The organism is Streptomyces sp. MS19 (assembly GCF_047200595.1).
GTDB lineage: Bacteria > Actinomycetota > Actinomycetes > Streptomycetales > Streptomycetaceae > Streptomyces.
In genome coordinates this window covers 232,669-252,173 of the sequence record NZ_JBJZOH010000003.1, presented here as the reverse complement: position 1 = coordinate 252,173, position 19,505 = coordinate 232,669, and the positions used below count along the sequence as shown (strand labels likewise).

The following is a 19,505-nucleotide window of genomic DNA, read 5'->3' as shown; positions in this document are numbered from 1 at the left end:
CCTGGGAATCCTTGGGTGTACGTACTCCGGGGACAGAGGAACTGGAGTACGAGCTTTGCAGGGAAGCTAACCGCTTCCGCCGCGCCCGGGACAAGCCCCTTCCCCGGTCTGTGACATATCGGCGACACTACCCGGCCGAGGTCACAGCTTTTCCACGGGGGCGTACCGGAGCAGCAGGCGCTTGGGCTTCTCGCCACCGAAGTCGATGGTCGCCTCGGCCTTGTCGCCCGCGCCCTGCACCGAGACGACGGTCCCGAGACCGAAGCTGTCGTGCGTCACGCGGTCGCCCGCGGCGAGCGCCACGACGGGCCGGTCGGGGGTGCGTCCGGTGGCGAATCCGCGTGCGCCGAGCCGCCCGCGTTCGCTTCCGGAACCGGTACGGGAGCGCGCCGGCACGGGGGTCGCCGGGAGCGTGGCCGGTCCGGAGCGGCGCCAGTCGAGGTGCGCCTCGGGGATCTCGTCCAGGAAGCGGGACGGCGGGTTGTGCTGCGGCTGGCCCCACGCGCTGCGCAGCGCGGACCGCGTGACGTAGAGCCGCTGCCGGGCGCGGGTGATGCCGACGTAGGCGAGGCGGCGTTCCTCCTCCAGCTCCTTCGTCTTGCCGAGGGAGCGCATGTGCGGGAAGACGCCGTCCTCCATGCCGGTGAGGAAGACGACGGGGAATTCGAGGCCCTTGGCGGTGTGCAGCGTCATCAGGGTGATGACGCCCGCCTCCTGCGCCTCGGGGTCGGGGTCGTCGGGGATCTCGTCGGAGTCGGCGACGAGCGCGACGCGTTCGAGGAAGTCGGCGAGGGTCCCCGGGTCGTCCTCGTCGCGGTCCTGCTCGAACTCCAGGGCGACGGCGGCGAGTTCCTGGAGGTTTTCGACGCGCGTCTCGTCCTGCGGGTCGGTGGACGCCTGCAACTCGGCGAGGTAGCCGGTGCGTTCGAGGACCGCTTCGAGGACGGTCGCCGGACCCGCGCCCGACTCGGCGACGGTCCGCAGCTCTTCAAGCAGGGTGTTGAAGCGCTTGACGGCGTTGAGCGAACGGGCGGCCATCCCGTACGCCTCGTCCACCCGCCGCAGCGCCTGGGCGAACGGGATGCGCTCGCGCTGCGCGAGGGCGTCGATCATCGCCTCGGCGCGGTCGCCGATGCCGCGCTTGGGCACGTTGAGGATGCGGCGCAGCGGCACGGTGTCCTCGGGATTGGCGAGGACGCGCAGGTAGGCGAGGACGTCGCGGACCTCGCGGCGCTCGTAGAACCGGACGCCGCCGACGACCTTGTACGGCAGGCCGACGCGGATGAAGACCTCTTCGAAGACGCGGGACTGCGCGTTCGTCCGGTAGAAGACGGCGACCTCGCCTGGCCGCGCCTCGCCCTTGTCGGTGAGGCGGTCGATCTCGTCGGCGACGAACTGCGCCTCGTCGTGCTCGGTGTCGGCGACATAGCCGGTGATGCGGCTGCCCGCGCCCTCGTTGGTCCACAGGTTCTTGGGGCGGCGGTCCTCGTTGCGGGCGATGACGGCGTTGGCGGCTTCGAGGATCGTCTGCGTCGAGCGGTAGTTCTGCTCCAGCAGCAGCGTCGTGGCCTGCGGGAAGTCGTGCTCGAACTGGAGGATGTTGCGGATCGTCGCGCCGCGGAAGGCGTAGATCGACTGGTCGGCGTCGCCGACGACGCACAGCTCGGCCGGGTCCCGCTCGCCCACCAGGAGGCGGATCAGGGTGTACTGCGCGATGTTCGTGTCCTGGTACTCGTCCACCATGATGTGCCGGAAGCGGCGCCGGTAGTGCTCGGCGACGTCGGGGAACGCGTCGAGCAGGTGGACGGTCGTCATGACGATGTCGTCGAAGTCCAGCGCGTTGGCCTCGCGCAGCCGCGACTGGTACATGGTGTACGCCTCGGCGAGGGTCTTCTCGAAACCGTCGGTCGCCTGCGCGGCGAAGTCCTCGGGGTCGATCAGCTCGTTCTTGAGGTTGGACACCTTGGCGCTGAACGACTTCGGCGGGAAGCGCTTCGGGTCGAGGTCCAGGTCGCGGCAGACGAGCGCCATCAGGCGGCGCGAGTCGGCGGCGTCGTAGATCGAGAAGCTGGACGTGAAGCCGAGCGTCTTGCTCTCCCGGCGCAGGATGCGGACGCACGCGCTGTGGAACGTCATGACCCACATCGCGTTCGCGCGCGGGCCGACCAGCTCCTCGACGCGCTCGCGCATCTCGCCCGCGGCCTTGTTGGTGAACGTGATGGCGAGGATCTGCCCCGGGTGCGCGCCGCGCGCCGCCAGCAGGTGCGCGATCCGGTGCGTCAGCACGCGGGTCTTGCCCGACCCGGCGCCCGCCACGATCAGCAGCGGCGCGCCACTGTGGGTGACGGCGGCGCGCTGCTGCTCGTTCAGCCCGGCGAGGAGCTGGGCGGGGTCCTGCACGGGCTTGCGGGCGCCGTTGCGGTAGAAGAGGTCGTCATCGGCGGCGCGCGGCTCGGCGAACGTGCCCGCGAACAGATCGTGCGGCACCTCCTCGCGTGGCTCCTCGGGGCCGTACGCGCCCGGGTCGTCCGGCTCGTCGGGCACGCCGGGGCCCGCCGGGGCGGGGGAGCCGAGGCGGGTGAGGAAGTCGTCGTCGAAGAGGCCGCTCATCGGTGCCGAGTCTAGGCGGCCCGGCGGGGGAACGGTGGGGGGAGTCCCGTCACTGGCCCCAGGCCCGCGAGGCGTGCCGGAGCACGACCGTCCGCATCCCGCCGGGGCCGCTGCGCTCGTGCGTCACCCGCAGCCCGGCCGTACGGCACTGGTCGAGCACCCAGGCGTGCGACAGCCGCAGCTTGCGGTAACTGCTCTTGCGCAGCGTCCAGTCGTCGGCCGGGCCGCCGCGGGTGTGCACCAGGTCGTGGACGACGACCGTGTAGTCGTCGTAGTCCTCCGGGTATTCGAGGAAGCAGGTCATGATCCGGTCCTCGGTGGCCCGGACGGGCAGGAACCGCTCGGTGCCGGTGAGCGGCTCGGTGAGGTCCCGGTACGCCAGCACCGCGAGGCCGCCGGGCGCGAGGGCCGTCGCGATGCCGCCGAGCAGCGCCGCGACGTCGCCCCGGGTCGGCAGGTGCGTCAGGGTGTCGCCGAGGCAGACGACGGCCCCGGCCCCGCCTGGCCCGACGCGGTCGCGCAGCACGGCCCGCAGGTCCGCGTGGACCGGCTCGACGGCGGGTACGGCGGCGGCGTGCGCGGCCAGTTCGTCCAGCAGCGGGCGGCTCAGGTCCACGGCGAGCACCGGGTCGAAGCCGAGGCCCGCCAGCGCGAGACTGCTGTGCCCGGGGCCGCAGCCCAGGTCCACGGCCAGCGGCCCCGCCAGGTCGGCCCCGACACCGAGGTCCGACAGCAGCGCGCGCTGGGCCGCGACGAGCGCCGGCACGTCCCCGCCCAGCATCCAGGTGTAGTGCTCCGCGAGAAGCCGGTCGTAGTGCTCGACAGCGGTCGCCATGGTGCGCGGGCCTTTCCTCGGGACGTCGGGTCACCCTCGAATCTAGGCCGGTATACGGCCGGTTGGCGGCCCCGCCGAACGCTGTTCGGCGGGGGCGGGAGAATGGCGGCCGTGGACCCCATAGATTCGGCGATCCTCGGCCATCTCCAGCGCGACGCACGGCTGACCAACCGCGAGCTGGCCCGGCTGGTCGGCGTCGCCCCCTCCACCTGCCTGGAACGCGTCCGGAGCCTCCGCGCGCGCGGCGTGATCACCGGCTACCACGCGGCCGTCGAGCCCCGCGCCCTCGGCCGCACGCTCCAGGCCCTCGTCTTCGCGCGCCTGCGCCCGCTGAGCCGCGAGGTGATCACCAGCTTCGAGAGCTACCTGTACGAGCTGCCCGAGGTGGTTTCGGTCATGGTGGTGTCGGGCGACGAGGACTTCGTCGTGCACGTGGCCGTCCCCGACATCGAGCACCTGCACGGCTTCCTGATGGACCGCTTCAGCGCGCGCCGCGAGGTGGTGAGCTTCCGCAGCTCGATGATCTACCGGCGGACCGCGACCCGTACCCTCACCCCGATGACCGGCCCGGACGAACGGGGCAGGCGCGCGGACCCGTGACACCGTGGGCCGCATGACGACGGTGGCACTCCGCGCCTCGGGGCGCGCCGACGCCGCGCTGGCGTGGGAACGGTACGCGCGCCCGGCGCTGTGGCCGGCCTGGTCCCCGCAGATCAGGGGCGTGCGGACGGACGGCGAGCGCCTGGTGGCGGGGCTGACGGGCGAGGTGGTGACGTTCTTCGGCGTCCGCGTCCCGTTCACGGTCGAGGCGGTGGACGAGGCGCGGCGCGCCTGGACGTGGCGGGCGCGCCTCGGCCCGTTCGGCATCCGGCTGCACCACACCGTGACGGCCCGTCCTGGCGGCGGGACGGTGACGGGGCTGCGCGCGGAGGGCGCGGCGCCGGTCGTCACCGCCTACGCCGCGCCCGCGTACGTCGCGCTGCGCCGCCTGGTCAGGCCCTGACACGGGCCGCGCCGGGGCGGGCGCTCACTCCCACTCGATGGTGCCCGGGGGCTTGCTGGTGACGTCGAGGGTGACGCGGTTCACGTCCTTCACCTCGTTGGTGATCCGGTTGGAGATCTTCGCCAGCAGGTCGTAGGGCAGCCGGGACCAGTCGGCCGTCATGGCGTCCTCGGAGGAGACGGGCCGCAGCACGACAGGGTGGCCGTACGTCCGCCCGTCGCCCTGCACACCGACGCTGCGCACGTCCGCGAGCAGCACCACGGGGCACTGCCAGATCTCCTGGTCGAGCCCGGCGGCCGTCAGCTCCTCGCGCACGACGGCGTCCGCCTGGCGCAGGATCGCGAGCCGCTCGGCCGTGACCTCGCCGATGATGCGGATGCCGAGCCCGGGTCCCGGGAACGGCTGGCGGTGCACGATCTCGTCCGGCAGGCCCAGCTCCTCCCCGACCATCCGCACCTCGTCCTTGAACAGCTTGCGCAGCGGCTCGACCAGCTCGAACTCCAGGTCCTCGGGGAGGCCGCCGACGTTGTGGTGCGACTTGATGTTGGCGGTGCCGGTGCCGCCGCCGGACTCGACCACGTCCGGGTAGAGCGTGCCCTGCACGAGGAACGCGACGTCCTCGCCCGCCGCGCCCGCCTCGGCGACCAGCTCGGCCTGCGCCTGCTCGAAGACGCGGATGAACTCGCGGCCGATGATCTTCCGCTTCTGCTCCGGGTCCGACACCCCGGCCAGCGCGGACAGGAAGCGGTCGGCGGCGTCCACGACGCGCAGCCGTACGCCCGTCGCCGCCACGAAGTCCTTCTCGACCTGCTCGGTCTCGCCCTCGCGCATCAGGCCGTGGTCCACGTAGACGCAGGTCAGCCGGTCGCCGATGGCGCGCTGGACGAGGGCGGCGGCGACGGCGGAGTCCACGCCGCCGGACAGGCCGCAGATCGCGCGCTTGGCGCCGACCTGGGCGCGGATCGCCTCGATCTGCTCCTCGGCGATCGAGCCCGGCGTCCACGTGGGGGCGAGCCCGGCGCCGCGGTACAGGAAGTGTTCGAGGACCTGCTGGCCGTGGGTGGAGTGCATGACCTCCGGGTGGTGCTGCACGCCGTAGAGGCGCCGCTCGTCGTTCTCGAACGCGGCGACCGGCACGGTGTCCGTGGACGCGGTGACGGTGAAGCCCTCCGGCGCGGCCGAGCAGGCGTCGCCGTGCGACATCCACACCTGCTGCTCGGCGGGGGTGCCCTCGAAGAGGGTGGAGGCGGAGCGGCTGACGGACAGGCGTGTGGCGCCGTACTCGCGGGCGCCGGTGTTGTCGACCGTGCCGCCGAGCACCTGGGCCATCAGCTGGAAGCCGTAGCACATGCCGAAGACGGGCACCCCGGCCTCGAACAGCGCCGGGTCGATGCCGGGGGCGCCGTCCGCGTACACCGAGGAGGGGCCGCCGGAGAGGATGATCGCGCCCGGCTCGCGGGCGAGCATCTCGGCCACCGGCGTGGTGGACGGCACCACCTCGCTGTAGACGCGGGCCTCGCGGACCCGCCGGGCGATGAGCTGCGCGTACTGGGCGCCGAAGTCGACGACGAGGACCGGGCGCGTGCCCGGGTCCGCCACGTCTGCCACGTCTGTCACGAGGAGCCTTCCGTGCCTTCCGGTGGTGCTGCCGCCCGGCGGGCCGGGCGGTGCGTGCGATGGGGAGGTGCGATGAGAGTACGAGACGGGCTCGTTCCTCCGAGTCTAGATGGCATACTCGGAGGCATGCTCCGTACCGCTCAGCACCGCTCCTTTACCTACGGCACCGGCCCGGCCGGCTGCCACAGGGAGCGCTGCACGCGGTACTGACCAGCAGCGTCCTTCGCGCCCCGGGCCCCCAGCGGCTGCCCGGGGCGCTCGCTTTTCTCTCCGGTGGCCGCCGTCACTTCCGACCGCACACCCACCAGAGGAGAACCTCCGTGAGCAGCACCACCACCGAAGCCGCCGACGCCGAGCGGACCATCGCCGCCGCCCGCGCCAGGATCGACGCGCTGGACGAACGGATCATCGCCCTGATCACCGAACGCGTCGCCGCCTCCGCCGAGGTCCAGCGCGCCCGCATCTCGGCGGGCGGCCGCCGCGTCCACCTGGCGCGCGAGAACGAGATCCTCCGCCGCTACCGCGCGGGCCTCGGCGGCGCGGGCACCGACGTCGCGATGCGGCTGCTCGAACTGTGCCGCGGCACCCTCTGAGCGCGGGCCGCCCGTAAAGCACAGGCCCCGCCTGTCACCCGTACGGAGCGTGACCGGCGGCGCGCGGGCTTCGTTGAAGGTGTGTCCCCGGGGCGATGAGACGCACCGGCCCTCCGCGGTGTGGCGAGGGCGGGCGCGTCGTGGGACCTCGCTCCGGTGCGGTGGCCGGGCAGCAGGGGACAGCGGGCCGGTCACGACCTCGGCGGCCGGCTCCCGGGACGCCGGGGGCCGGCCGCCGTACCACCGCCCCACCTCTCCCCCCACCCGGCGGGCCGCCGAAGACCGTCGCCGAGGCGCCGCCCTGTCGCCCGCGCGACCAACGGGCCCCGGCACCCCCCGGCCGGGGCCCGTTCCCCTGCTCTCAGCCCCGCGCGCGGGGCGGCGGTACGGGCGGGACCGGCAGGAGCAGCGCGCCGAACGCCGTCGCTGGCACGGCCGGGCGGTCCGGGGGCACGGGCGGCAGCGTGCGGTACGGCGCGCCCTGCGGCGGGCGGGGGTCGGCGCCGCCCTTGTTCGGCCACAGGGCCATGGCGCGTTCTGCCTGGGCGGTGATGGTCAGCGACGGGTTGACGCCGAGGTTCGCCGAGACCGCAGAGCCGTCCACGACCGAGATCCCCGGGTGGCCCCACAGGCGGTGGTACGGGTCCACGACGCCGCGCGCCGGGTCGGCGCCGATCGGGCAGCCGCCGAGGAAGTGGGCGGTCAGCGGGGTGCCGAGCAGTTCGCCGACGTTCGTGCCGGGGAAGCCGTTGATCTCCTCGGCGAGCCGCCGGGCCGCCTCGGCGCCCTGCGGGATGTGGTCCGGGTGGGGCGCGCCGTGGCCCTGCCGCGCGGTCAGCCTGCCCCGGCCGGGCGGGCGGCGGCGCCGGTAGGTCGTGAGGGAGTTGTCGTGCGTCTGCATGACGAGGCCGATGATCGTGCGCTCGGACCACTTGCGGTGGGAGAGGGAGCGGAGGAACCGCCCGGGGTGGCGCAGCGCCGCCGCCGCGAAGGCGAGGGCCCGGGGCAGGCGGGGCACGCGGGGGAACTGCTGGATGGACAGGAAGCCCATCGCGTTCGACCCCCTGCCGTAGCGGACCGGCTCGATGTGCGTGTGCGCGTCCGGGTGGATGGACGAGGTGATGGCCACGCCGCGCGTGAAGTCCGGGGTGGCGTCGGCGCCGTGGCGGGCGCGGTAGCGGCGGGGGGTGGTGTGGGCGCCCACGAGGGCCTCGGAGTTGGTGCGGGTGAGGGAGCCGAGGCGGTCGGAGAGGTGCGGGAGGGTGCCCGAGTCGCGCATGCGGTGCAGGAGTTGCTGGGTGCCGTACGTACCGGCCGCGAGGACGACGTGCCGGGCACGCAGTGTGCGGGCGCGGGAGCGGCGGCGGGCGCCGGTGGGCATGGTGGTGACGAGGTGCCCCGCGCCGTCCGGGAGTTCGGCGACGGCGGTGACGGTCGTCAGCGGGTGGACCTCGGCGCCCGCGCGCTCGGCGAGGTGGAGGTAGTTCTCGGTCAGTGTGTTCTTGGCGCCGTGGCGGCAGCCGGTCATGCACTCGCCGCACTCGGTGCAGGCGCGGCGGGCGGGCCCCGCGCCGCCGAAGTACGGGTCGGGCACCTCCTGTCCTGGGCGGGTGGCGGACGCGCCGTCCGCGTCCTGCCCGTCGCCGAAGAAGACGCCCACCGGCGCGAGGTGGAACGTGTCGCCCACGCCCATCAGTTCGGCGGCGGCGCGCAGGTGCCTGTCAGACGGGGTGAGCGTCGGGTTGACGCGGACGCCGAGCATCCGGCGGGCCTGCGCGTAGTAAGGGGCCAGCTCCGCCCGCCAGTCGGTGATGCCGCCCCACTGGCGGTCCGCGAAGAAGGCGGCGGGCGGGACGTACAGGGTGTTCGCGTAGTTGAGCGAGCCGCCGCCGACACCCGCGCCGGCGAGGATCATCACGCCGCGCAGCAGGTGGATGCGCTGGATGCCGAAGAGGCGCAGCCGGGGTGCCCAGAGGTAGTTGCGTATGTCCCAGGAGGTGCGCGGCAGTTCGTGCCGGGCGAAGCGGCGGCCCGCCTCCAGGACGGCGACGCGGTAGCCCTTCTCGGTGAGCCGCAGGGCGGCGACGGAACCGCCGAACCCCGAGCCGACGACCACGACGTCGTAGTCGAAGCCGGTTTCCCGTGCGGTGCCGGTCATCAGCGCCACCTCAGCGTCTTGAGCGCCTTCAGCGAACGGGTCAGCAGTGCCGCGTACCGCCGGTCGTCCATGCCGGACACGGGGGCGAGCGGCATCAGGCGCTGCTCGGCGACCGTCTGCGCCTCGGTGTAGCGCAGGATGCCCTCGGCACCGTGGCGGCGGCCGATGCCCGAGTCGCCCCGGCCGCCCATGGGCGCGCGGACGCTGCCGTACGCGGCGGCGTAGCCCTCGTTGACGTTCACCGTGCCGGTGCGCAGGCGGGCGGCGACGCGGCGGGCGTGGCGGGCGTCGCGCGACCAGACGCTCGCGTTGAGCCCGTACGGGCCCTCGTTGGCGCGGGCGATCGCGTCGTCCTCGTCGGTGAAGCGGTGGACGGCGACGACGGGTCCGAACGTCTCCTGGTCGTACGCGAGCATCGGCGGGCGCACGCCGGTCAGGATCGTCGGCTCGTGGAACCACGGGCCCAGGTCGGGGCGCGGCGCGCCGCCCGCGACGACGGTCGCCCCGTGCGCGACGGCGTCCTCGACGTGCCGCCGCACCGTGTCGAACTGCGCCTGGGACGCGAGCGATCCGAGGTCCGTGCCCCAGTCGAGCGCCGGGCCCATCGTCAGCGCGCGGGTGCGGGCGGCGAAGCGGTCGAGGAACGTGCCGGCGAGCGCGTCGTGCACGTAGATCCGCTCGGCGGAGACGCACAGCTGGCCCGTCGAGGAGAAGCAGGCGCGGACGGCGCCCTCGGCGGCCCGTTCCGGATCGGCGTCGGCGAGGACAAGCAGCGGGTTCTTGCCGCCCAGTTCGAGGCTCGCGCCGACGAGGCGGGCGGCGGCACCGCGCGCGACCTCGCGGCCGGTGCGCGTGGAGCCGGTGAACGTGACGTAGTCCGCGTGCCGGACGATCAGCGGGCCCGTGACGGGGCCTTCGCCGAGGACGATCTGCCAGACCTCGGCGGGCAGTCCGGCGTCGATCATCAGGCGGCGGGCCCACAGGGCGGTGAGGGCGGTCTCGGTGTCCGGCTTCATGACGACGGCGTTGCCCGCGACGAGGGCGGGCAGCGCGTCGCCCGCCGAGAGTTCGAGCGGGTAGTTCCACGGCGAGATGTGGCCGACGACGCCGCGCGGGTGACGCAGTTCGCGGACCCGGGTGAGCAGCGGGATCACGCCGCCGTGCCGCCGGGGCCGCAGGTAGGCGGGGGCGGCGCGGCCGTAGTGCCTGGCCGCCTGGCAGACGGCCTGGACCTCCTCGTGCGCGTGCAGCCTGGCCTTGCCGGTCTCCAGCTGCACGAGGTCCAGCACCTCGTCCTGGCGGCGCAGCAGCGCGTCGTGGAAGCGGAGGAGCACGGCCGCCCGCCGCCGTACCGGCCACGCCGCCCAGCCGGGCTGGGCGGCGCGGGCGCGGCCGAAGACGGCGGCGACCTCGGCCTCGGTGGCGGCGGGCAGCTCGGCGAGCCGGGCGCCGGTGAACGGGCTGTGGCAGGCGGTGCGTTCGCTGCCCGCGACGTCGCCGGTCAGCGTGCGGACCAGACCGGGGGTGACCACGCGGGCGGCGACGGCCTGGGCTTCGGACTCCGCTGTCGTCATGACGGGAGCGTACGACCGCACCGCACCGCGTGCCTACCCGCCGGTAACGCCCGGCGCCCGCCGGCCCTGGTTGCCGTCGTCCGCCTCGGACCCACGGGGTGCCGGTGTGGCCACCCGTGTCGGCGTGCAGCGTCTTCTCGGCGGTGCCGAAGGCGTCGAACAGGTCCAGGGCGCGGGCGCGCTGCCGGGGGTTCCCCTCGTCGTCCCACTGGAGCAGGAACAGCAGCGGCACGGTGACCCCCCGCGAAGAACCCGGCGGCGGCGATGCGGGCGCTGCCCCGGGCACCCACCCGTTCCGGTCAGGTGGCCTCCCCACTCGCAGGGCCTCTCGCGCCACGCGCCCGGCCCGGCGGAGACGGTCGTGATGCGGGCCCGGCGGGCTCGTGGTCCACGGCCTCGCGCCGTCGTCCCACCCCATCGCCGTGCGCCGGGGCGCCGCGCCCCCGCGCGCGTCAGTCCTCGTGCGCCTTGATCCGCTGCCTGGGGCCGTGCACCTGGCGGTAGCTCCACACGAGCAGCCCGGCCAGCACCAGCCCCGACAGGATCAGCCCGGAGCCGACGCTCCAGCCGTGCAACGGCAGCTCCGGCACCAGCCCCCACGTCACGCCCGCCCCGATCAGGCACAGCGCCGCGAGCACCGAGCCCGCAATCCGCCAGCCGGAGGACACGCTCTCCTCCGACGCCCACACGGCGCGCACCCGCACCGGCTCGATGTACCGGTCCACGCTCGGGAACTCGCGCCCGAGCACCAGCAGGCCCGCCAGGACCAGCAGCAGCCCAGGGCCGGGCAGTACGAGCAGTGCCAGGCCGATCAGCAGCAGTACGCCCCCGGCGGTCAGCGCGAACGCGCGCCTGATGTGCCGTGCCATGTGATCCCCTCCGCGGGCGGCCGTCGTCCCGGCAACCGTAGCTGTGTTCGGGACGGGAACCACGCATCGCCCGCCGTCGGGTGCCGCGCCGGACCGCCGCCTACTCCGCCGCGCGGTAGCTCGCGGCCGTCACGCCGTAGACCTCCGCGAGCCGCTCCTCCTCGGCGGCGGGGCCGCGGACGAGCACGACGTGGTAGGCGTCGTCGACGAGCATCACCCGGTTGTAGGCGACGAGGTCCTCGTCCTCTCGCCAACGGAAGACGCCCTCGGCCATCTCGACGTTGCCCACCCGCGTCTGGATGAGGCTGGACTCCTCGCCGAACTGGTACGCGCGGTACGCGCCCAGCTCCGGCTGCCGCGTGAGCTGGTACGCCATCGGGTCCACGCCGGAGTCCGCCGCGCCGTCCCTGCCGGGCACGACGACGATCTCCAGCGCCCCGTCCGCGTACACGATCCGGCCGCCGCCGTCCTCGCGGCGCTGCCAGCCGTCCGGCACGGTGAGGCTGAAACCGGCCGCGTCCTGCTGCGCCGTGTACCCCTCCGGCGGGGGCGCGGGCTCCTGGTCGCCCTCGGCCGGGGACGGGCGGGTCGCGTCCTCGGTCGGCTCGGACGACGGCGTGTCCGCGCCGTTCCCGCCGTCGTCCCCGTCGTCCGTGGGGTCGGGCGAGGGTTCCGCCTCGGCCGGTGGCTGCTCACGCGCCGTTCCGCCGCCGCGCGACCCGGTGTCCGCCGTGAACGCGAGGACGTACGCGATCCCGCCCGCGAGCCCGAGCAGCACCAGCGCGAGCAGCAGCTTGCCGAGCATGCGCGGGCTGCGCGGCGCGCGCGGCTTGCGCTGCCGCGGCCTGCGGCGCGGCCCGACCAGCTCGCCCCGGCGGCGCACGATCGGCAGCCGCCTCGGGTCGGCGGGACGGCCGGGCTCCAGCGCGGGCGGCGCGGTGACCGTGCGGCGGCCGACCTCGGGCTCGGGCGCGGACCGCAGCAGCGACCGCAGCCAGCCGCGCAGCTCCTCGGCGCTCGGCCGCTCGGTCGGGTCCTGGCGCAGCAGCGACTCGACGATGGGGCGCAGCGCGCCGCAGTCCTCGGCGAACGCGGGCTGCTCGCCGCAGACGGCCTCGACCAGTTCGGCGGCGCTGTCCTCGGGGTAGGGCGGGTAGCCCTGCACGGCGCGGAACAGCAGGGCGCCCAGCGCCCAGAAGTCCGCCGGGGGGCCGACGGGGGGTGCGAGCTGCCAGTGGTCGTGGACGGGGCCCGCCTGTTCGGGCGCCCAGCGCTCGGTCACGGCGCCGACGGTCATGATGCGGGCCTGGCGGGCGCGTTCCGCGGCCAGCGCGCCCTCGGGGCCGCGGTAGCGCCCGCCGGGGGCGGTGGCGGACCGCTGCGCGGGCAGGAGGGCGGGGTCGGCGGGCGGGCGCGGTTCCTGCCGCTCCTGTCGCTCCTGCGGCTGCTCAGGCCGGCGAGGGGGCTGCTGGTTCTGCTGGGGCTGCTGGTGCTGGGCGGGTGACTCCCAGCCGCTGCGCGCGGGCCCCGGGGGGCGCCCGGCGGGCCGGTCGGCGCTCGGCGGCTCGCCCTGGCGCCTGGCCGCGGCCGCCTGCGTACCGGCGCGGTACGCCGCGATGGCGCCGCTGCGGGCCGCGCGGTCCGCCGGGGACCCGCCGGGCGCCGGGGGGCGCGCGGCGGGCGCGCCGGGTCCCGTGCGGCCCTCGGGGCCCGTGCCGTTCTCGAAGTCCCAGGTGGCGGGCAGCGGGTCGCGCCCGTGGCCGGTCTCCTCGGCCGCCGCGGGGCGCGCCCAGCGCTCGTAGGACGCGGACGTCTCGCCGTGCGGGCGGATGCGCGCGGCGCTCTCGCCCCGGCCGCCGCCGCCCGGCCGTTCCTCGCGCGGGGAAGGGGTGTCCGGCGCGCCGTGCCAGTCGTGGCCCGCCACGGGTCCCGGGCCGGTGTGGCCGGTCCCGCGCTCCCAGCCCTCGGGGACGGGGGGCAGCGCCGTCGTCTCGTCGGCCCACGGGTCGGGGCGGCCGGGGGAACGCTCGGGGGCGCGCCGTTCCCAGCCCTCGGGGACGGGCGGCAGCACCGTCGTCTCGTCGGCCCACGGGTCCGGGCGGCCGGGGGAACGCTCGGGCGTCTCCTCGTACGGCTCCCAGCTCTCGGGCGCCCACGGGCCGGTCGAGCCGCCGCTGCGCTCCCAGCGGTCGAGCGCCTCGGCGGGCGGCTCGACGGGACGCACGCCGTCCGTGTGCGGGGCGGCCGTGTGCGGGGCGGCCGGGCGTGGTCCCTCGACGGCGAGCGGGCCGTCCGCGCCAGGGGCCGCGTCGCGCGGGGCGGGGAGCGTGCGGGGCGCCGCGGCGAAGGTGTCGGGCACCCCGGCGGGCGGCGGCAGCGGGTCGTAGCCGCAGAGCACTTCCTCGGCGGCGCCCGCGACCAGGCCGGTCAGCAGGGCGCGCCCGTCGTCCAGGATGAGCACGGTGCGGGCGGTGACGTTACGGTGCGTCCAGCCGTGGGCGTGCACGATGCGCAGGGCCGCCAGCAGGTCGGCGGCGACCTCGGCGGCGCGGAACGGGCCGAGCCGCCGCTCGGCGAGCAGCGCGGCCAGCGGCCTGCCCGACACGAGCTCGCTGACGATCCACAGGCCGCCGCCCTGCACGAAGACGTCGAAGACCTGGTCGAGCCTGGGGTGGTCGGGGAGCCGGGCGGCGGCCATCGCCGCCTCCAGCGCGCGCCGGACCACCGGGTCGTCCGGCGTGCGGGTGGCGCGGTCGCGGTCGCGCGCGCCGGGCGCACCCGGGCCGCGGCCGTCCGCGTCCAGCACCTCGGCGTCGAGGACCTCGGGCAGCGGGACCTGGCGGACGAGGACCTCCTGCCCGCTCGCCGTGTCGAACGCCCGGGACTCGGCGAACTCGAACTCCTCGGACGGCAGTCTCGGCAGGCGATAGCGATCGGCAAGCAGTCGTCCCGCGTAGTGATCCACGCCGCCTCCCCACCGCGCCGCGCCGTCCCGACGATTCCGGTCTCACACGATACGTGCCATGGACGCACCACGGCTACGGTCCGTCAACTCCCGTTACATTTCAGTCGTATACCGCTCAATCGAGGGGCTCGAACGTCTCGAAAGCGGTCTCGCGCAGCGCGCGGCAGTCGTCGCCGTCCCACGCGTCGGCCGCGCAGGTGATCATGACCGCGTAGCCCCGCTCGTCGTCCACGCGGAAGCCACGGTCCAGGACGCGCACCGGCTGCCCGCCGTCCCGCCGCGTGAACCCCCAGTCGGCGACGGTCGGGTAGTCCCGCCACTCGACGGTCTCGATGCCCAGCAGGTCGTAGTCGTCGCTGCTGCCGCTCACTGCGGGTTCGAGTTCGCGCCATGCCTGTGCCGCGTCGTCGCCGGGCTCCGGGTTGAAGTCCACCTGGAGCCTGGCGGGCCCGTCGGAAGGCCCGTACACGGCGCCCGAGTTCTGGCCCGCCGTCCGCAGAAACTCCCAGCCCTCGGGCATGGCTATCCGGAAGTGGAAGTCCTCGTTCTCCACCTGCGTGAAGCCGTCCGGCAGGCCGGGCAGCCCGGTGTCCGGGTCGTTCTCCGGGGCGGTGCCCGGCGGGTCGTCCCGGCCGTCCTCCTCGCCGCCTGCGGCCTCGTCCCCCTGGCCGCTCCCCGCATCCTCCTCGGCGCCCTCGTCCGGGGCGCCCCCCGCCGAGTCGTCCGCGGGCTCCTCGGACGCGGTCGCCGGGTCCTCCCCGGCCGGCGCGCCGCTGGTGGCGCCGGTCTCCCCGCCCGCGTTGTCGTCGCCGCCGCCGAGGGACGCGGCGAGCGCCGCGCCGATGACGGCCAGCACGACCACGACCACCGCGGCGATGATCAGCGTCCGCCGTCTGGCCGCCGCGTCCGGCGCCGCGGCGGCGGCGGGCAGCGGCACCCCGGGCGCGGGCGGTGTGGCCGGCTCGCGCGAACGGCGCACCGGCGGCGGCGTGCGCCCCTCGGCGGCGGCGCCCGCCCCCGCTGCCGCGCCCATGCCGACGACCAGCGTCGGGTCCGACGCGTCCCGCGGCTCCGCCTCGGCCGTCAGCGCCTTGTCCAGCAGCGCGCGCGCCTCGGGCCCGGTGAGCCGGGCCGCCGGGTCCTTGACCAGCAGACCGGTGATGGCCTCGGTGAGCGGCCCCGAGTGCCGGGGCGGGCGTATGGGGTTGTGCATCACGGCGGCGAGCGTGGCGATGGCGCCGCCCTCGTCGTACGGCGGGCGGCCCTCGACGCAGCAGTACAGCAGGGCGCCCAGCGACCACATGTCGGCGGGCGGCCCCGGCGTCTCGCCCTTGGCGCGCTCCGGCGAGATGTAGGAGGGGGCGCCGACGAGCATGCCCGTCGAGGTGACGGACGGGTCACCCTCGACCTTGGCGATGCCGAAGTCCGTCAGGACGACGCGGCCGTCCTCCTCGGCGACCAGCACGTTCGACGGCTTCACGTCGCGGTGCAGGATGCCCGCCGCGTGCGCCGCGCGCAGCACGTCGAGGATGGCGAGGCCGATACGGGCGGCGTCCCTCGGCTCCATCGGGCCGTCCTGGCGGATGATGTCGGCCAGCGAGCGGCCCTCGATCAGCTCCATGACGAGCCAGGGCCGGTCGCCCTCGTCCACGATGTCGTAGATCGTGACCACGCCCCGGGCGCGGATCGCGGCGATCGCCTTGGCCTCCCGCAGCGTGCGGGTGACCATCAGGCGGCGCTCCGCCTCCTCCACCCCGGCGGCCAGCCGCAGCTCCTTGACGGCGACATGACGGCCCAGCACCTCGTCGGTGGCGTGCCAGACGGTGCCCATCCCGCCGCGGCCGACGACGTCGCCGAGCCGGTAACGCCCGTTCAGCAGGCGGCCGTCACCCCCGGCCTTCGCCCCGCCGGACCCGTCCCCACGGGGCGCTGCGCCCCGCGACGACTCGTCCCGTGCCTCGTTGTCCCCGCTGCCTTGGCCCATTGCGTCGCGTCCCCTCCGGCTTCCCCGGACATTGTGACCCATCACGCCGACAGCCGGGCCGCCGGGCGGCGCGGCACCGGTGAAGACCCGTCAGCGCGCCGCCGCCGCGCCCGCCCGGCGGCTCACAGCGGCGCGGTGTCCGGCGCGCCGAGGCGGGCCGCGTCCGCCGTGCGGTCGTCGGGTTGCAGCTGTGACTCGCGCTCGGCCTCGACGCGCTTCTCGTAGTTCTCCACCTCGCGCTCGACCTGCTGCGGCGTCCAGCCGAGCACCCCGGCCATCAGCTCGGCGACCGCACGGGCGCTGCGCGTGCCGCGGTCGAACGTCTCGATCGAGATGCGCGTGCGCCGCGTCAGGACGTCCTCCACGTGCCGCGCGCCCTCGTGCGAGCAGGCGTAGACGACCTCGGCCTTCAGGTAGTCGTCGGCGGCGGGCAGCGGCTCGCCGAGCGCCGGATCGGCGGCGACCAGCTCCAGCACCTCCTCCGCCATCGACCCGTACCGGTGCAGCAGGTGCTCGACGCGCGCCTCGTGCAGCCCGGCGCGGGCGGCGATGCGCGCGCGGGCGTTCCACAGCGCGTGGTAGCCCTCGGCGCCGGCGAGCCGCACCTCGTCCGTGCAGCAGGCGGCGACCCGGCGGTCGAGGCCGTGCACCGCCGCGTCCACCGCGTCCTTCGCCATGACGCGGTACGTCGTGTACTTGCCGCCCGCGACGACGACCAGGCCCGGCACGGGATGCGCCACCGTGTGCTCGCGCGACAGCTTGCTCGTCGCGTCCGACTCGCCCGCCAGCAGCGGGCGCAGCCCGGCGTACACGCCCTCGACGTCGTCGCGCGTCAGCGGCACGGCCAGCACGGAGTTGACGTGTTCCAGCAGGTAGTCGATGTCGGCGCTGGACGCGGCCGGGTGCGCCTTGTCGAGGTCCCAGGCCGTGTCGGTCGTGCCGACGATCCAGTGCCTGCCCCACGGGATGACGAACAGGACGCTCTTCTCCGTCCGCAGGATCAGCCCCGTGGAGGAGTGGATGCGGTCCTTCGGCACGACGAGGTGGATGCCCTTGGACGCCCGCACGTGGAACTGCCCGCGCTCGGCGATCATGCCCTGCGTGTCGTCCGTCCACACGCCCGTGGCGTTGACGACCTGCCGGGCGCGGATCTCGTACGTCCCGTCGAGTTCGGTGTCCGTGACCCGCACGCCCACCACGCGCTCCCCCTCGCGCAGGAACTCGGTGACCCGCGCGCGGTTCGCGACGTGCGCCCCGTATCCGGCGGCGGTGCGCACGAGCGTCGCGACGTACCGCGCGTCGTCCACCTGCGCGTCGTAGTACTGGAGCGCGCCGACCAGGGCGTCCTTCTTCAGCGCGGGCGCGACGCGCAGCGCCCGGCCGCGCGACAGGTGCCGGTGCGGCGGCAGGCCGCGCCCGTGCCCCGACGACAGCGACATGGCGTCGTACAGCGCCACGCCCGAGCCCGCGTACAGCCGCTCCCAGCCGCGGTGGCGCAGCGGGTAGAGGAAGGGCACGGGCCGTACGAGGTGGGGGGCGATGCGGCTGAGCAGCAGTCCCCGTTCCTTCAGCGCCTCCCTGACCAGCCCGAAGTCGAGCATCTCCAGGTAGCGCAGCCCGCCGTGGATCAGCTTGCTGGAACGGCTCGACGTGCCCGACGCCCAGTCACGCGCCTCCACGAGCCCGGTGGACAGGCCACGTGTCACGGCGTCGAGCGCGGTGCCCGCGCCGACGACACCGCCGCCCACCACCAGTACGTCCAGCTCGCCCTCGGCCATGCGGGCGAGCGCCGCGGCCCGTTGCTCGGGGCCCAGTGCGGCAGTCCTCACAGATGCCTCCCTGTTCGTCCCGCCCCTGCGGGCGGTCGTACGTCGGCGTAGGTCAGCCCTTGTTCATGGTCTCCCATGTCGCCCGGATCGGCGCGCCACAGCCCGCCGCCCGGGGTCAATCATCCTGAACTGTCATATATGCCCCTAAGCTGACTTGACGTGCATCGGGGGAGAAGGGAGCCCGCCGCGAATGCCCGCCGATCTCGCCGTTCTCTGCCCCGGGCAGCTGGGCCTTCCGGCCGCCCGAGCCGCCACCGCCGCCGGCATCGCCACCGTCGGCTTCACCTCCGATCCCCGGACCGCCGCCCTGCTCAACGCGGGCCGCCCGCCGGGCGACGGCGCCCTCGCCGCCGCCGACCTGCGGCGGATGCTGGCCACCGGATTCCGTGCCACCAGCGACCCCGCCACCCTCGGCCGCGTCCGTACGGCCCTGATCTGTGCCCCTACCCCACCCGGCGCGGGACACGCGCCCGACCTCACCGCCCTGCGCGCCGCCGCCACCGCACTCGCCGCCCGGCTGCGCCCGCGCACCCTCGTCGTCCTGGAGTCGGCCGTCTCCCCCGGCACCACCGAGGAGGTCCTGCGCCCGCTCCTCGAAACGGGCTCCGGGCTGCGCGCCGGGCGCGACTTCCACCTCGCGCACGCCCCCGCCCGCCAGGACCCCGGCGTCAGGGGAGCCGCCGCCCCGCGCGTCATCGGCGGCCTCACCCCCGCCTGCACCGAGGCCGCCGCCGCATTCTACGGCCGCTTCACCGACAAGGTCGTCCGCGCCAGGGGCGTCGCCGAGGCCGAGGCCGTCAAGCTGCTGGAGACCAACTACCGGCACGTCAACATCGCGCTGGTCAACGAGATGGCGGTCCTCTGCCACGACCTCGGCATCGACCTGTGGGACGTCGTGCGCTGCGCCGAGACCAAACCTTTCGGCTTCCACGCCTTCCGCCCGGGGCCCGGCGTCGGCGGCCACACCATGCCCGTCGTCCCGCCGGGCCGCAGCCTGCCGATGGTGGAGCTGGCGCGGCAGACGAACGCCCGCATGCCGCGCTACGTCACCCGCCGCGCCGCCGCACTCCTCAATGAGCACGGCAAGTCCGTGCGCGGCGCCCACGTCCTCCTGCTCGGCGTCACCTACCGGCCCGACCTGCCCGACGAGCAGGGCGCCCCCGCCCGGGAGATCGCCGGACGGCTGCTGGCGCTCGGGGCGCAGCTCACGTACCACGACCCGTTCGTCGGCGAGTGGGACGTGCAGGGCGGCCGGGTGCCGCGCGCCGACTCGCTGTACGAGGCCGCGGCGGGCGCCGACCTGACGCTGCTGCTCCAGCACCACAGCACGTACGACCTCCAAGGCCTCGCCGCCAAGGCGCAGCTGCTGCTCGACACGCGCGGCGCGACCCCGGCGGGCGCCGCCCACCGCCTCTGACCCGTACGCACAACGGCCCGGCACCCCGTCGGGGCGCCGGGCCGCGGACAG

13 protein-coding genes are annotated in these 19,505 nt (G+C 75.2%); 4 read left to right on the top strand and 9 right to left on the bottom strand.

Annotation, left to right across the window (positions count from 1 at the left end):
* Positions 1-141: 141 nt before the first annotated feature.
* Both pcrA and ACL02R_RS05230 read right to left on the bottom strand, forming a co-directional pair.
* Entirely contained in the window at positions 142-2,610 is a 2,469-nt protein-coding gene (gene pcrA / locus ACL02R_RS05235; protein ID WP_412795648.1) for a DNA helicase PcrA, read from the bottom strand.
* A gap of 49 nt (positions 2,611-2,659) precedes the next feature.
* Positions 2,660-3,445, bottom strand: a complete 786-nt coding sequence (locus ACL02R_RS05230; protein WP_412795647.1) for a methyltransferase domain-containing protein — start codon at positions 3,443-3,445, stop codon at positions 2,660-2,662.
* Between the two features lie 102 nt (positions 3,446-3,547).
* On the opposite strand from ACL02R_RS05230, the gene ACL02R_RS05225 reads away from it, so the two are divergent.
* Both ACL02R_RS05225 and ACL02R_RS05220 read left to right on the top strand, forming a co-directional pair.
* Complete coding sequence (locus ACL02R_RS05225; protein ID WP_412795646.1) at positions 3,548-4,045, top strand: Lrp/AsnC family transcriptional regulator; 498 nt, start codon at positions 3,548-3,550, stop codon at positions 4,043-4,045.
* A 13-nt stretch (positions 4,046-4,058) separates the two neighbouring features.
* The gene (locus ACL02R_RS05220) at positions 4,059-4,448 is read left to right on the top strand and encodes an SRPBCC family protein (RefSeq protein ID WP_412795645.1); all 390 of its coding nucleotides are present in this window, start codon (positions 4,059-4,061) and stop codon (positions 4,446-4,448) included.
* 24 nt (positions 4,449-4,472) lie between these two features.
* On the opposite strand, the gene guaA is transcribed toward ACL02R_RS05220, so the two are convergent.
* Positions 4,473-6,065, bottom strand: a complete 1,593-nt coding sequence (gene guaA, locus ACL02R_RS05215; RefSeq protein ID WP_412795644.1) for a glutamine-hydrolyzing GMP synthase — start codon at positions 6,063-6,065, stop codon at positions 4,473-4,475.
* Positions 6,066-6,310: 245 nt separating this feature from the next.
* On the opposite strand from guaA, the gene ACL02R_RS05210 reads away from it, so the two are divergent.
* The gene (locus ACL02R_RS05210) at positions 6,311-6,658 is read left to right on the top strand and encodes a chorismate mutase (RefSeq protein WP_412795709.1); all 348 of its coding nucleotides are present in this window, start codon (positions 6,311-6,313) and stop codon (positions 6,656-6,658) included.
* A 361-nt stretch (positions 6,659-7,019) separates the two neighbouring features.
* Here ACL02R_RS05210 and ACL02R_RS05205 read toward each other — a convergent pair whose 3' ends face one another.
* The 6 genes from ACL02R_RS05205 to ACL02R_RS05180 form a co-directional block, all read right to left on the bottom strand.
* The gene (locus ACL02R_RS05205) at positions 7,020-8,816 is read right to left on the bottom strand and encodes a GMC oxidoreductase (protein ID WP_412795643.1); all 1,797 of its coding nucleotides are present in this window, start codon (positions 8,814-8,816) and stop codon (positions 7,020-7,022) included.
* Positions 8,816-10,390, bottom strand: coding sequence for a succinic semialdehyde dehydrogenase (locus tag ACL02R_RS05200; RefSeq protein WP_412795642.1), 1,575 nt, complete (start codon positions 10,388-10,390; stop codon positions 8,816-8,818). Before ACL02R_RS05200 ends, ACL02R_RS05205 begins: the two co-directional genes overlap by 1 nt.
* 452 nt (positions 10,391-10,842) lie before the next feature.
* Entirely contained in the window at positions 10,843-11,259 is a 417-nt protein-coding gene (locus ACL02R_RS05195) for a PGPGW domain-containing protein (protein ID WP_412795641.1), read from the bottom strand.
* 100 nt (positions 11,260-11,359) lie between these two features.
* Complete coding sequence (locus ACL02R_RS05190) at positions 11,360-14,224, bottom strand: serine/threonine protein kinase (RefSeq protein ID WP_412795640.1); 2,865 nt, start codon at positions 14,222-14,224, stop codon at positions 11,360-11,362.
* 115 nt (positions 14,225-14,339) lie between these two features.
* Complete coding sequence (locus ACL02R_RS05185) at positions 14,340-16,208, bottom strand: serine/threonine-protein kinase (protein WP_412795639.1); 1,869 nt, start codon at positions 16,206-16,208, stop codon at positions 14,340-14,342.
* Positions 16,209-16,330: 122 nt separating this feature from the next.
* The gene (locus ACL02R_RS05180; RefSeq protein WP_412795638.1) at positions 16,331-18,037 is read right to left on the bottom strand and encodes a glycerol-3-phosphate dehydrogenase/oxidase; all 1,707 of its coding nucleotides are present in this window, start codon (positions 18,035-18,037) and stop codon (positions 16,331-16,333) included.
* 190 nt (positions 18,038-18,227) lie between these two features.
* Between ACL02R_RS05180 and ACL02R_RS05175 the strand changes: the two genes are divergently transcribed.
* Complete coding sequence (locus ACL02R_RS05175; RefSeq protein ID WP_412795637.1) at positions 18,228-19,454, top strand: nucleotide sugar dehydrogenase; 1,227 nt, start codon at positions 18,228-18,230, stop codon at positions 19,452-19,454.
* The last annotated feature ends 51 nt before the right edge of the window (positions 19,455-19,505 follow it).

Coding starts and splice junctions, on each gene's coding strand:
- pcrA (WP_412795648.1), bottom strand. CDS start 2,610: ATGAGCGGCCTCTTCGACGACGACTTCCTCACCCGCCTCGGCTCCCCC.
- ACL02R_RS05230 (WP_412795647.1), bottom strand. CDS start 3,445: ATGGCGACCGCTGTCGAGCACTACGACCGGCTTCTCGCGGAGCACTAC.
- ACL02R_RS05225 (WP_412795646.1), top strand. CDS start 3,548: ATGGCGGCCGTGGACCCCATAGATTCGGCGATCCTCGGCCATCTCCAG.
- ACL02R_RS05220 (WP_412795645.1), top strand. CDS start 4,059: ATGACGACGGTGGCACTCCGCGCCTCGGGGCGCGCCGACGCCGCGCTG.
- ACL02R_RS05205 (WP_412795643.1), bottom strand. CDS start 8,816: ATGACCGGCACCGCACGGGAAACCGGCTTCGACTACGACGTCGTGGTC.
- ACL02R_RS05200 (WP_412795642.1), bottom strand. CDS start 10,390: ATGACGACAGCGGAGTCCGAAGCCCAGGCCGTCGCCGCCCGCGTGGTC.
- ACL02R_RS05195 (WP_412795641.1), bottom strand. CDS start 11,259: ATGGCACGGCACATCAGGCGCGCGTTCGCGCTGACCGCCGGGGGCGTA.
- ACL02R_RS05185 (WP_412795639.1), bottom strand. CDS start 16,208: ATGGGCCAAGGCAGCGGGGACAACGAGGCACGGGACGAGTCGTCGCGG.
- ACL02R_RS05175 (WP_412795637.1), top strand. CDS start 18,228: ATGCCCGCCGATCTCGCCGTTCTCTGCCCCGGGCAGCTGGGCCTTCCG.